This window comes from Bradyrhizobium sp. UFLA01-814, assembly GCF_046718885.1.
GTDB classification, from domain to species: Bacteria; Pseudomonadota; Alphaproteobacteria; order Rhizobiales; family Xanthobacteraceae; genus Bradyrhizobium; species Bradyrhizobium elkanii.
Genome location: NZ_JAQOSR010000208.1, coordinates 1 through 13,281, shown reverse-complemented (window position 1 = coordinate 13,281; position 13,281 = coordinate 1). Strand labels below are relative to the sequence as shown.

Below are 13,281 nucleotides of genomic sequence, written 5' to 3'. Positions count from 1 at the left end.
CCTCCTCCTTCGTCGGTTCGCTGGTCGCGGTGCTGCTGATCACCTTCCTGGCGCCGATGATCTCGTCGTTTGCGCTGAGGTTCGGCCCACCGGAATTCTTCGCCGTCTATCTCCTGACCTTCTGTTCCTTCGTCGGCCTCGGCCGCGAGGCCAAGCACAAGACTGTCATTTCGATGTCGCTCGGGCTGCTGCTCGCCGGCGTCGGCATGGATACGGTGTCCGGGCAGCTGCGCATGACGTTTGGCTCCGCGGAACTCTTGCGCGGCATCAACTTCCTTGTCGCGGTCATCGGCCTGTTCGGCATCAGCGAGATCCTGCTCACAATGGAGGAACGCCTCGCGCTGCGCGGACACGCCGCCGGCATCAGCCTGCGCGTTGTGCTCTCGGTGTGGAAGGACCTGCCGAAATACTGGGTGACGCTGCTGCGCTCGTCAGTGATCGGCTGCTGGCTCGGCATCACGCCGGGCGGCGCGATCGCGGCCTCCTTCATGGGCTATAACCTCGCCAAGCGCTTCGCCAAGGATCAGGAGAGCTTTGGCAAGGGCCGTATCGAGGGCGTGTTCGCGCCCGAGACCGCCGCTCATGCCTCGGGCACCTCGGCGCTGTTGCCGATGCTGGCGCTCGGCATTCCCGGCTCGGGGACCGCTGCGATCCTGCTCGGCGGCTTGATGGTGTGGGGCCTCAACCCGGGGCCGCTGCTGTTCGTCGAGCACAAGGATTTCGTCTGGGGCCTGATCGCCTCGATGTATCTCGGCAATGTCGTCGGCCTGGTGCTGGTGCTGACCACGGTGCCGATCTTCGCCTCGATCCTGCGCGTGCCGTTCGCGGCCGTAGCCCCGATGATCGTGGTGTCCTGCGCGATCGGCGCCTATGCGATCCAGAACGCGATGTTCGATATCTGGCTGATGCTGGGCTTCGGCGTCGTCGGCTATGTCTTCAAGAAGATCGGGATCCCGCTCGCGCCGTTCACCCTCGCATTGGTGCTCGGCAACCGCGCCGAGGATGCGTTCCGCCTCTCGATGATCGGCTCCGGCGGCGACATGAAGGTGTTCTGGTCGAACGGACTGGTCGGCTCGATCACGACGTTGGCAATCGTACTGCTGTTTTGGCCCTTGATCGATGGTTTGGTCGGCCGTGTCAGTTGGAGGCAGCGGAGCAAAACGGAGACACCATGAGAACTGAATTAGATCAGTGTCCCAGTTCTCTTATGTCGCGATAGTCTTATCCAGGCGCGTCGTCATTGGTTCCAAATGTTGCCGCTGCGCGATGCCGGCCAGACAAGCACTGGATGCGTGTAGTCCTTCCTGCTCAGATGGTTGGTGATGACGCAGCCTGGGCCACCACTAAACCGAACCACCTTCTGCCCCATACGAAACATAGTTCATCTCCTGTATGAATTATTGGCCAAGCTGGCGTGCGTTACCCCATGTGTGCGGATACGAGAGCGTCGGCGCATCACGAGCCAAACGACGAACTCAATCACGCCGTAAACCGAAACCAGCGCGGCGAACGTCACTGCAAAGCCGGACCGAACGCGATGAAAATCTCGGACAGCTCCGTTTAACGTCAACAGCGCCTGTATTGACCGCAATTTCAAATTCGAAAATGTGTACGCGGAAGGTCCCCCGGGACTCGGTACGCTTCCACAGAAGTTGCTCGACGTGTCCGACAACGTGACGCTAGTCTAGGCTCGATCAAATCATTCAATGAAGTCGGAACGCAGGCGCGTCAGGCTACGCCGCCTATCGGCGCTTACCCAACGGCGGTTTGCATATTTGGCGACTAACCACGGCCGCGGGCGCCACCAATACGGCGGTAACCTTTCCGGCCGCCTTCACGGCAGTTCCGACTATCGTATGCAGCAGCACCGCTGGCGGGACAACGAGTCCCGTGAACGCAGTTTCCGCTGCCACTTCAGGCTTCTCGATTAATAACCCGGGAACGACGGTCGTTGTTGCCTGGTCCGCAACGGGCTACATTTAGTTACTTGAAGGAGCGGCCGAAGCTTCAGCGCGAGCAGGCTTCTCCATCAGTGCGTTCGTCAGGCCGATCAGGTCTGCAAACTGGTGTCTCGTCTCCATCGATAGGTTTCGGCGAATGTGGCCACCATCGCGGTACAGAAATTCGCCATTCAGATAGCCCTTACAGCCGGCCTTATCGCAAAGCGCGTCGCGCGGTATGACAGCGGCCACGTCAGATCGAGACGCGGCGATCTTCTTGAGCAGCGTGTCCGAAGTCACTGTGTGGGTCTTCATTTGCTGGATTTCTTTTGGATCGGGCGTGCACTCGCGGCGCCACAAGCCGTTAAGGTGCGCCATCGCGCACGGGATAGGATCAACTAAGTGTTGCGGAACCGTTCCTACCAAGACGAATCGACGGCCGCGTCTCGCCGTCTTCGCCATGAGGTCCTCTATTCCGGCCTCTATTAGGCCAGATCCGCTCAATTCTCCAAGCGTCCCGTCTTGGAGCGCAATCGCTGGATAGTAAGCCCACGCAGAAGCGAGAACTATGAGGTCAATTGAAGGATCGCTGTTGATGAGCTCAATCGCTTTGCGGCGTTGTTCAGCGCACTGCGTCCGGTAGTTCGGAATACCAGTATACGTTCGGTAAATATGCTCGTTGAAGAACGCCGGGCATGTCTCGTAAAGGAGCCACCCCATATCTGGCTGCGCGGCTTCCATGATCGGGGCGAAGTGCCCAGCGTGGCTATCGCCCCACAAGAATGCTTTCGAGCCAGCCTTCTTCCATGATTGGCCGAAGGTGCAGAACGAAGCGCCTAAGGTCTTCTCTGGTTCGTACTTGCATGGCCATTCCCACATCGCATCAAGGCTGCGCATCGAATAGACGGCAGGTGCGATGCGTTCCGGAAGTCCGTCGGCGCTGTTTACATACATCCCGAGGCAAAAGACGGCCATTCCCGTCGCGAGTCCTGTCTGCACTGTCCGCGTCGGCAACCAGCGGCGTTGCCGGAAAGGTTTCTCGACGAAGCGAAACGACACCACTGCTAAGCCGATCGAGACGGCTGCGAGCACGACTGCCTCTAGGCGGCTCGGCTCGGCGTTATTGATGTAATAGCGGAACAGCACCCACACGGGCCAATGCCAGAGATACAGGCTGTAGGAAATCAGCCCGATCGGACGCAACTTGCAGAGCCAATGGCTGAACCTTGGTTCGTCCCGGCGCGGCCAGATTACGAGCGCAGCGCCGACGCATGGGTAGACCGCGGCCGCGCCTGGGAACGCACTGGCGCTGACAAAGATGAAGCCGGCGCCAATCAACGCGAGACCGGTCGCGATTGCCACGGCGCCGAGGCGTTGCGAAAGAGGGGGCAGGAACACGAGCAACGCGCCGAGTGCGAGCTCCCACGCGCGCGGCAGCACCAGATAGAATGCGCCCTTGGGATCCGCGTCGAGCCAGAGCAAGCTCGCGCCGAAACCGATCACAACTGCGGTGCCGATGATGGCGGCGAGGTCGATCCGCTTTCGACCGGTAGCGACGAGGGCCAAGAGCAGCGGCCACGCCAGATAGAATTGCTCCTCGACACCAAGCGACCAGGTGTGAAGGAGCGGCATTAAATCGGAACTTTGGTCGAAATAGCCGGTGTTCGACAGGAAGAAGAAGTTCGAAGCGCCGAATGCCGCGTAGGCGGCGCTGGCGGCCATCGCCTTGTAGTCGCCGGGCAGCAAGAGGAACTTGCCGAGCAATAAGACGGTCAACAAAACTACAGCCAACGCGGGCACAATGCGTCGAATGCGACGGTCGTAGAAGTTGAGGATAGAGAAGGTGCCGCTTGCGATCTCGCCAGCGAGTTGCTGCGTTATCAGGAACCCGCTGATTACGAAGAAAACATCGACGCCGGTAAAGCCGCCCGGCAGAGCTGCATTGTAATGGAAGGCCAACACAGACAGCACGGCGACGGCCCGCAAGCCATCGATGTCAGCGCGGTATTTCAAGATTAGTGCCCGCCCGTTCTTAACTGGGTGCGGCAACTTACTCGGCACAACCCGCCCGAGCAAGCGCTGAGCGTGACCACTAAGACACACCAAGCCGCCTTTCGGGCGGCTTTTTCTCAGGTGCATCAATGACCGACCTCGCAGCCTTGAAGGCGGCGAGTGAGGCTCGCTGGGCCAAAGCCAAGCTGACTCGGAACTTTACCGGCGTGGCGAAGCGGCTTGTCGCTCCGGAGGCGAAGGCCCGTTACCAAGCTGTCGAGGTGAAGACCGGAGTTCCCTGGGCCTTCATCGCGGTCGCCCACGAGCGGGAGAGTTCGCAGGACTGGCCGGTTCTCTCGCCCAAGGCGATCCATGGAACAAGGTCTCAACGCATGTGCCGGCGGGGAGAGGGCCGTTCTCGTCGTGGGAAGAGGCTGCCATTGATGCGCTGGTCAACTGCGCGCCGCGAGCGGGGAAGAACAAGGATTGGTCGATCGGCGGCACATTGACGATGGTCGAGCAATACAACAGGCTCGGCTACGCGAATAGCCGCGGTTGAGTTGGTAATAGGCGCTATGTGGCTGTTCGGTACTGTCAACCCGGCGGTTTTCGCCGTGCTGACGATTGGTCTGCCGGTACTGGCTCTGATGGTTGCTCTGCCAATAGTGTTGTTGATCCGTAAGCGCTGTCTTCAGGCCACGGCTTTGAGTTCGTGACGGCAATAGGCCCACGGAAGCAACTGATCGATGTCGCTATTCGGATGACCATTGACGATCCTGGTGAGTGCGTCGGTCACGTAAGTAAGCGGATCGACGTCGTTCAGCTTACAGGTTTCGACCAGAGAGGCGATGATGGCCCAGTGCTCGGCGCCGCCGTCGGAGCCTGCGAACAGCGCATTTTTCCGGTTGAGCGTAATCGGGCGGATTGATCGCTCGACCGCGTTGTTGTCGAGCTCGATGCGGCCATCATCGATGAAGCGCGTCAGCCCCTCCCAGCGTGAGAGCGCATAACGGATGGCATCGGCCAGCTTGCCCTTTTGGCTGATCAACGCGAGCTTTGCGCGGAGCCACCGTTCGAAGGCTTCCGCCAGCGGCCGGCTCTTCTGCTGCCGGACGACGCAGCGCTCCTGGGCGCTGCGGCCACGGATGTCCTTCTCGATCGCGTAGAACTCGGCGATGTGCTGAAGCGCCTCGCTTGCGATGGGCGCGGGACCGGGTGTGGCGAGTTCGTAGAAGTTACGCCGCATATGCGACCAGCAGAATGCAAGCTGAACGTCGCCACGCTCGGCCAGCTTGCCATAGCCAGCATAGCCGTCGACCTGCAGGATCCCCTTGAAGCCTGCCAGATGGGCGATTGGTCGGTCGGCTTTGCGATCGGGAGCATAGACATAGGCGACGCCCGGCGGATCGGCGCCGCCCCATGGCCGGTCGTCTGCCGCATAGGCCCAGAGCTGACCGGTCTTGGTACGCCCTCGGCCGGGATCGAGCACCGGCATCGTCGTCTCGTCGGCGAACAGCTTTGGCCGTTGCCTGAGCTTGCCGAGGAGACGGTCATGCAGCGGACGCAGGTGGAAGGCGGCTTGTCCTACCCAGTCCGCCAGCGTCGAACGATCGAGCTCAATGCCCTGGCGGGCGTAAATCTGCGCCTGCCGGTAGAGCGGCAGGTGATCGGCATATTTGGACACCAGTACCTGGGCGACGGTGGCATCGGTTGGCAATCCGCCCTCGATCAGCCGGGCCGGGGCCGGCGCCTGCGTGACGCCGTCCTCGCAAGCCCGGCAGGCGTATTTGGGACGCCGGGTCACGACGATCCGGAACTGCGCCGGGACCAGGTCCAGCCGCTCGCTTCGATCCTCGCCGATCCGGTGTAACTCGCCCTGGCAACAGGGACAGGTCTTGCCCTCGATGTCGACGACGACCTCAATCCGCGGCAGGTGCGTCGGCAAGGCGCCACGGTTGCCGCGGCGCGTGCGAGCCCGTGCCTCACGGCCTTCAGGTGCACTGATGTCCTGCGCTGTCTCGCTGTAGGCTGCGACCTGCTCGACGTCTTCCAGGCCCAGCAGCATCTGATCTTCAGGCAGCGTCTCTGCCCGCCGGCCAAACCGATGCCGCTGCAATTCCTTGATGATCTGACGCAGTCGTTCGCTCTCGCACCGCTCGGCAAGCAGCATCGCTTTCAGCGTCTCAGGATCGTCAGGCAGGGCGTCACTCACACCCAATTCAGAGCATATTCGCCGCCATCTGGCGACACGTCCCACGCTCTTGATTCACTTCGCCGCAGTGCCGCTAACAACTATCCCGCTTGCGTTGGCGCCGGCGTCTCCCGCATCTCATGCACAAGCCGCCAGTCGAGTCCTTCCAGCAGCGCAGACAATTGCGCCGCCGACAGACGCATCACGCCGTCCTCGACCTTCGGCCAGCGGAAGATCCCATCCTCGAGCCTTTTGGTGAACAGACACAGACCCGTTCCGTCCCAGAACACCAGCTTGATCCGATCCGCCCGCTTGGCCCGGAACACATAGACAGCTCCCGAGAATGGGTCTGCCCGCATGCTCTCGCGCACCAGGGTCGCAAGCCCTTCCATCCCCTTGCGGAAGTCTACCGGTTTGGTCGCCACCATCACCCGGACCGCACCCGACGGACCAATCACCGGTTCGCCTTCAGTGCCTGGACGATCGACGCAATCATCGTCGGGTCCGCACCACGACCGGCCCGGATCGTGATTCCGTCGACTTCGATCTCGATGATCCCGGCATCGCAACGGCGAGCCCGGGTATCCGCCTTGGCCTTGCAGCGCACCGCTTTGCGCTCCCGGCCAACAACGGTCGCCGGCACCGCAGCATCTACCAGCGCCGGCACAAACTCTACTTCTTGCTCTTCGGAACAATCGACCGCAGCTTCTCGCAACTGACGGCGCCAGCCAAACAACTGCTGCGGCGACAAACCATGCCGTCGAGCCACGAAACACAACCGAGTCGCCGCTCGCCACGATCTCCGCAACGATCCGCGCCTTGTCCTCGTCGCTCCACTTCCGCCGACGGCCAGCTCCGGTGAAGACCTCAAGCCGTCGCACCGGCTCCGTGATAGCACTATGCACTGTGTCCATTCTAAGCCTAACGGTCCAAACCGATCCGCAGACTCGCAGATCACACCGTCATCCGGTAGGTGGCCGCGGAACAGCGCTTACGTTGATCCGGTCAAATCGCTCTTCTCAAAACAAGCCGACTTCAAATTTGAACTAGGCCAAGTGCTCCCGCCGGGTGACACGCTTCTTTGGCTTGTGGCGTTTGCGCCATAATACCGCGCTTCTAGCGGTGCCGTTAGTGCTTCGCTTCGATATTGACCCTTCAAGAATGAAAATGGATCTTTTCTAGCAGCCAGAAGATCCAGGGCTTACGCGGAGGAATTCTAATCGACTGGAACGGGTCAACAGCTGCCGGTTCTACGGCGCGATATATGCGGCCATTTGTGTTTGGATTACTGTTGTCGCTTGTCGAGAAATAGAGAAAAACCCAATCATCCTTCCGGTAGGAAAACCGACCGTGCCCTATGTCTCCAATTTCGATGTCCGCGCAGTGGGCCGGCCCGAGGGGACGGCCATCCTCGGTCAGTTCAAGTCGCGATTGATGGGGTGCTTCAGCGGTATCGGCTATTGCTCGCGAAACGGATGGCTGGTAGCGCCAAGCGTAGCCGCCATAGTACTCGAACGGCCCGTACATGATTGTTGGATCGGTGGGCGGTAGAGTGTCCAGATAGAGCCCGATCGGGATGTATATGACCAGCACCGCGGCGAGCGCGTGCCATTTGTTGATTTTCAGTATCCGCGTCGTCACGTCCTGAAGAGGAGGGTCCACAGGATTTCCAGAGTGGTCCGTAGACGAAAGGCTTTGAATCGTCGGATCAAGTGCCCAAAATGGTCTGCCCCGAAGTTCTTCAGGCGTGTTCATGATCCGTGTCGTCATCTGAGTGCTATGCAAGCTGCGCGATAAGCCAAGTCAGATACGTTGCGCCGACCGGCGGGAAGAGCATGGCAGAGCTTTTCAATAGAACGCCGGCGCATGTGACCCCACTGCACATTTCCCAGTTAGAAAATAAAAATTGTCCTGCCGCAAATAATCCAACTCCGAAGGAAAGTGTCGCTCGCTCGTCCGTTCCTATGGTCGCGTCTGAAATGACGTCAATAGTCTCTCGGACACTATGCTCCAGGAACCACCAAGCCGGCCAAAAGAGTACGCACAAGGTCTGGCGTGCACCTAAGCGTCCTTCGTGCTTGCGGTAGAAGTGCCCCGCCGTGGCCAGTATGCCCAGCGCGTAGATAAGGGAAAATGGCGCGAGCAGCTTGAATGAAGGCATTGTTTTCCACCCCTTGAACAACAATAACTTTGGTCTATCAACACCTGCGCCGGTGGTCCCGTATCCGGCCCGGATTGCTCGTAGCACGATGCAACTTAGAGAAGCATCTCCGTGACGAGAACGGAAAAAATGGCAATTTACTCGCCCCGGTCCCGTTGAGTGGATAGCAGGCGCGGCAGTGGCGCCATCCGGGGGCGCGGCGCTGCAGCTTCCCCGTCTTCCCAAGTCTTCTCCGATCGCTTGTGCTGGGCCGCAGCAATAGACCCTATCAGCACCAGCGCGAGGCCCGCGGCGATCATGAGAGCCGGAACCATCTTCTCCCAATCAAAAAGCAGGGCACTCACTTGATAGCTATTTGGCATCATTTACGGCTTGCGCCCTCGCTTGAAGGCCGAGCAATTGAGCTTGGATCATGCTAATGCGATTGTTGACCTCTGCAATCAATTTGTAGGTTCGGTCCAACTCAATGCTCTGCTGGGCTAGCCGCTGTTGCTCAATTCGACGCAGCTCGAGTGTGGCATCTATCGCTGTCGAGCCCAATTGCCTTCGCTGCACCTCAGACAAGCCAATCGAGATGATATTAATAACGACGGCAGCAGTAACGATAGCTCGCGTAGAAATTGTCATGAACAGTTTCCTTGCCCGAGGCAGAAGATGCGCAATGACGGCAATCGAAGGCAGCAAGCCGATCAGATAGACCACAGCGAACGGTGTGAGCCGGTCGACACCAGCGCTGTATGACATACCGTGTAATTTTAGAGAACGACACCTCAATCAGGATCTCGCCGTGGGGGAGCCTTATCGAGTGACCGCCGGGTACCTCCGTAGAGTTGAAACGACTCCGACAAACCCTGCTCGCGGCCCTCGCGAAAGGCAAATCGATATGTCGCCCGGACGCACAGTGCGAGGATCAAAATCGAAATTGCCGCGAGAATGAGCCAAGTCATCATGCAGGCCAGCCAATGGTAAGGCGTCGACCAACGTCGACGGCAGCTCGAACATAATAGCGGTGAAAGAGTTTTTTGAATATAAGGACTCCTATCCCTTGGCGGAGGCGGTCACTACCGTATTTTTACGGTGAATCAGTGAGCGGGAGTAAGCGTATGAGTGGGCGTGCGACTACTCGAAAAGAGTTTTATTATTGGGCATCGTTGTTGTTCAGTTTCTCTCCCCTCTGGATTCTTGTGGGACTTCTTATCTTTTTCAAATGGTGATTTCTATCTAGTCCGCAGACCCTCTGGTATGCGACCGGTGGTCTCGCTGTTGGGGAGCTCAAGTATTCGTCCGCGGTCAACCTTGGGATCCAAGTCTTCGGGGCGGATCTCGGCGGCACGACTCCGTTCGGCGCGTTCAGCTTTTCAATCGGTGCGGCGGTGAGTAGCACCGATACCCGAGTCGGTTCGATCGGGCGTCGAGCGTAAGTTCACCCGGAATTGGTCGGCGAAGCTCGAATACGCATTTCGGAAGTAAGACTTACTTCGTCGGAACCGCTAACCAGGCGGACGTCAGCTTTCCACAATCATATTCTGCGTGTCGGCTTCAACTATGCGTTCACTCCAACACCGGTCGTTGCAAATACTGAGCTGCGCAGCGCGAACTCCCTTCGATGCCCGACAATCTGCCGGGCATTGTTGTTTCTGACCTGGCTCACACCACCTTGGCGTCCCTGAGCTTGGCAATCTCGTCGGAGCCGAAGCCGAACTCTTTCAGCACCTCGTCGGTCTGTTCGCCGAATTCCGGCGGCCGCACCACCATCTTGCTCGGCGTGCGCGACAGCGTCACGGGCTGGCCGACCAGGCGGATGTGGCGGTCTTCATCGTTCGGCACGTCTTGCGCGATGCCGAGATGCTTAACCTGCGCGTCCTCGAACATCTGGTCGATGGCATAGATCGGCCCGCAGGGCACGCCGGCCTCGTTGAGCTCGCGGACCCAGGTCTCGGTCGACTTCGTCACGGTGCACCTCTCGATCTCGGCGTTGAGCGCGTCGCGGTTTTTTGAGCGGGCAGAGGCCGTCGCGTAGTCGGGATGGCCAAAGAGCTCCGGCGCACCGATCGCCTGCGCGCAACGCTCCCAGATCCGCCCACCCGTGGTGGCGATGTTGATGTAGCCGTCCGAGGTCTTGAACACGCCGGTCGGGATGCTGGTCGGGTGGTTGTTGCCGGCCTGCTTGGCCACCTCTCTCTCCATCAGCCAGCGCGCGGCCTGGAAGTCGAGCATGAAGATCTGTGCCTGGAGCAGCGAGGTCTGCACCCACTGGCCCTTGCCGGAGACCTCGCGCTCGAGGAGCGCGGTGAGAATGCCCATGGCGCAGAACAGGCCCGCCGTGAGGTCGGCGACGGGAATGCCGACCCGCATCGGCCCTCCGCCCGGCGCGCCGGTGATCGACATCAGCCCGCCCATGCCCTGCGCGATCTGATCGAAGCCCGGCCGCTTGTGATAGGGGCCGTCCTGGCCGAAGCCGGAGATGCTGCCATAGACGATGCGCGGGTTGATCGCGGCGAGGCTCTCATAGTCGATGCCGAGCTTCCTCTTCACGTCGGGGCGGAAATTCTCGACCACGACGTCGGCCTTGGCGGCGAGGCGCTTGAAAACGGCGAGCCCGCGATCGTCTTTCAGGTTCAGCGTCATGGCCCGCTTGTTGCGGTGCAGATTCTGAAAGTCGGAACCCCGCCGGGGGCCGCCCGGCTGCTCGCCACCGGCATCCTCGGTCAGCGCGTCGATCTTGATGACATTGGCGCCCCAATCCGCGAGCTGCCGCACGCAGGTCGGCCCGGAGCGGACCCGGGTCAGATCGAGCACGGTTAAACGCGACAGGGCTTCCGAGGCATGCGGAAAGGGCATTGTGAAAGGGCTCCGGGACAGATTGCGGGCCTACCATAGCGCCGAAAGACCCTGCGGCAAGCCTGGGCCAGCGCGGATGCCGCCTGTCGAAATGCAATGGCTGGCGCGGTTTGCTGCGCTGCGTGAAGGGATCAGCGCGACAGGCGCTTCAGTTCCGAGCGCGCCTTCTCGGCCAGCGGGTCATCGCCGTAGCGCGCAATGAAAAGCTCAAAGGCCTCCCGCGTTCCTTTCCGACGGGCGGCTTCGTATTCCTCGGCCACCGCGGCAGCAGGATCGCGGGCCATTGGCATGGTGGGCGAGCGTCCCGCCTTGCCGCTGTCATCCGCATTGGCCTTCTCCACCATGACGGGCAGTCCTCCGAAGGGCGTGTGATTGTATCCGGCGAGCGCCGCAAGGGCGCCAAACAGGCCGGCCGCGAGTGAAGATCGTTTCATGAAACCCTGCAAATTACCGGCGCCGCGGGAACCGAGGTTCTTGCTTGCGCCTCGTATGAGTACGGGGTTTGATAGCTAACCGCGCATTATGGCAGAGGTCCGGGCGCTCTCGCCGCATTTAAACCAAACGTTCAACTCTCTAGCTAGAATCATCTGTTAACGCCTCGCATCGGATGGGCTTGCTGCTTCGGAGTTTCCCTTTGGCTACCGCTGTCACGGTCACCAAGACCAACGACGCCGACATAGACGGCCTGCTGTCGGGCTACAAATGGTCGGGCCCGATAACCTATAGTTTCCCGGATTCGCCCAGCGACTACGCCAATCCGTACGCTGGCGGCAGCAGCGAGCCGACCACGTCGGGCTTTGCCTCGGCGCCGACCCAAATGCAGGCTGCGATCAACTACGCCATTGGATTGATCAACGGCTACGCCAACGCCAACATCCAATACGCGGGCACGAACGGCGCCGACATCATGATCGCGCAATCGCCGTCGGCTAACCCGACTTCCTACGCCTACTACCCCGGCAATTATGCGTCCGGCGGCGACATCTGGTTCGGGACCCAATACAATTACTCGCTCGCCAAGCTTGGCAACTACTATTTCACGACCGCGCTCCACGAACTCGGCCACGCCGTTGGTCTCAAGCACAGCCAGGAGACCGGCGGAGTTGCCAACGTGGCCGTGCCGAGCGCACATGACGACAGCGAATACACCGTCATGAGCTATCGCAGCTATGTCGGGGCGTCCGCGACGAGCGGCTACACCAATGAGGCCTATGGATATCCGCAGACCTTTATGGCCAACGATATCCTCGCGCTCCAGACGATGTACGGCGCGAACTTCACGACCCAGAGCAGCAACACTGTCTACACCTGGAATCCGACCACGGGGCAGGAGTTCATCAACGGTGTCGGGCAGCTCGCGCCCGGCGGGGGCGTCGGCGGCTCGGCCAACCGGATCTACGAGACTGTGTGGGACGGCGGCGGCGTCGACACCTACGATCTGTCGAACTACACGACGAACCTGAGCATCAACCTCAACCCCGGTGCGTCGTCGGTATTCTCCTCCGTTCAACTAGCCTATCTCGGCGATGGCCATTACGCATCGGGCAACGTCTACAACGCCTATCTCTATAACGGCGACGCGCGTTCCTACATCGATAATGCCAACGGCGGGTCCGGCAACGACACGATCTTGGGCAACGCAATTGGCAACGTCCTGAACGGCGGCTCGGGCAACGATACGATCACTGGCGGCGGCGGCAACGACACCATCTTCGGCGGCTCCGGCACCGACACCGCTGTGTATTTGGGCAACAGGGCGAACTACACAGTTAGCTACAACGCAAGTTCGCAGACCTTCACGATAAGCGACCAGCGCGCCGGTTCACCAGAGGGCATTGATAACGTCACTGGCGTTGAGTATTTCCAGTTTGCCGATCGCACGATCGCGGGCTCCTCGGTGATCCCGCCGATCGTCATCGAAGCCGCCGGCTCGACCAAACTGGACCAGATCGGCAGCAACTATTTTCTCGATGCGGTCAGCGGCGGTACGGGCCCATCAGTCAAATATGCCGGGACGCCTTTTGATGCATCCACTCAGGTCGGAGCCTGGACGCCGATCGGGGCGGAGCAGACGGCAAGCGGATATCAGATTGCGTGGAAGGTGATCGGTTCGGATCAGTACTTGGTCTGGAACGCCGACAGCAACGGCAACTATG

Annotated in this window: 11 protein-coding genes; 2 read left to right on the top strand and 9 right to left on the bottom strand. The window is 60.2% G+C overall.

What is annotated here, in order from left to right; genetic code table 11:
- Positions 1-1,175 (top strand): tripartite tricarboxylate transporter permease (locus PMN64_RS37905; protein ID WP_411784447.1); only part of this gene is annotated, 1,175 nt, incomplete at its 5' end.
- 804 nt (positions 1,176-1,979) lie between these two features.
- On the opposite strand, the gene PMN64_RS37900 is transcribed toward PMN64_RS37905, so the two are convergent.
- The 9 genes from PMN64_RS37900 to PMN64_RS37860 all read right to left on the bottom strand — a co-directional run bounded on the left by PMN64_RS37900 (position 1,980) and on the right by PMN64_RS37860 (position 11,559).
- A complete protein-coding gene (locus tag PMN64_RS37900; protein ID WP_411784446.1) occupies positions 1,980-3,953 on the bottom strand; it encodes an acyltransferase family protein in 1,974 nt (657 codons plus the stop codon).
- A 670-nt stretch (positions 3,954-4,623) separates the two neighbouring features.
- Positions 4,624-6,102, bottom strand: a complete 1,479-nt coding sequence (gene tnpC, locus PMN64_RS37895) for an IS66 family transposase (RefSeq protein WP_411784449.1) — start codon at positions 6,100-6,102, stop codon at positions 4,624-4,626.
- A 122-nt stretch (positions 6,103-6,224) separates the two neighbouring features.
- Entirely contained in the window at positions 6,225-6,581 is a 357-nt protein-coding gene (tnpB, locus tag PMN64_RS37890) for an IS66 family insertion sequence element accessory protein TnpB (RefSeq protein WP_411784445.1), read from the bottom strand.
- Positions 6,578-6,874, bottom strand: coding sequence for a hypothetical protein (locus tag PMN64_RS37885; RefSeq protein ID WP_411784444.1), 297 nt, complete (start codon positions 6,872-6,874; stop codon positions 6,578-6,580). The genes tnpB and PMN64_RS37885 overlap by 4 nt, the downstream gene beginning before the upstream one ends.
- 404 nt (positions 6,875-7,278) lie before the next feature.
- The gene (locus PMN64_RS37880; RefSeq protein WP_225647030.1) at positions 7,279-7,878 is read right to left on the bottom strand and encodes a hypothetical protein; all 600 of its coding nucleotides are present in this window, start codon (positions 7,876-7,878) and stop codon (positions 7,279-7,281) included.
- 22 nt (positions 7,879-7,900) lie between these two features.
- On the bottom strand, positions 7,901-8,284 hold the full coding sequence (locus PMN64_RS37875; RefSeq protein ID WP_411784443.1) for a hypothetical protein: 384 nt from the start codon (positions 8,282-8,284) through the stop codon (positions 7,901-7,903).
- Between the two features lie 351 nt (positions 8,285-8,635).
- On the bottom strand, positions 8,636-8,911 hold the full coding sequence (locus tag PMN64_RS37870) for a hypothetical protein (protein ID WP_225647032.1): 276 nt from the start codon (positions 8,909-8,911) through the stop codon (positions 8,636-8,638).
- Positions 8,912-9,931: 1,020 nt separating this feature from the next.
- A complete protein-coding gene (locus PMN64_RS37865) occupies positions 9,932-11,125 on the bottom strand; it encodes a CaiB/BaiF CoA transferase family protein (RefSeq protein WP_411784442.1) in 1,194 nt (397 codons plus the stop codon).
- Between the two features lie 131 nt (positions 11,126-11,256).
- On the bottom strand, positions 11,257-11,559 hold the full coding sequence (locus PMN64_RS37860; protein WP_225647034.1) for a hypothetical protein: 303 nt from the start codon (positions 11,557-11,559) through the stop codon (positions 11,257-11,259).
- A 200-nt stretch (positions 11,560-11,759) separates the two neighbouring features.
- On the opposite strand from PMN64_RS37860, the gene PMN64_RS37855 reads away from it, so the two are divergent.
- On the top strand, positions 11,760-13,281 hold a 1,522-nt coding region (locus PMN64_RS37855; protein WP_411784448.1), incomplete at its 3' end, for a M10 family metallopeptidase C-terminal domain-containing protein.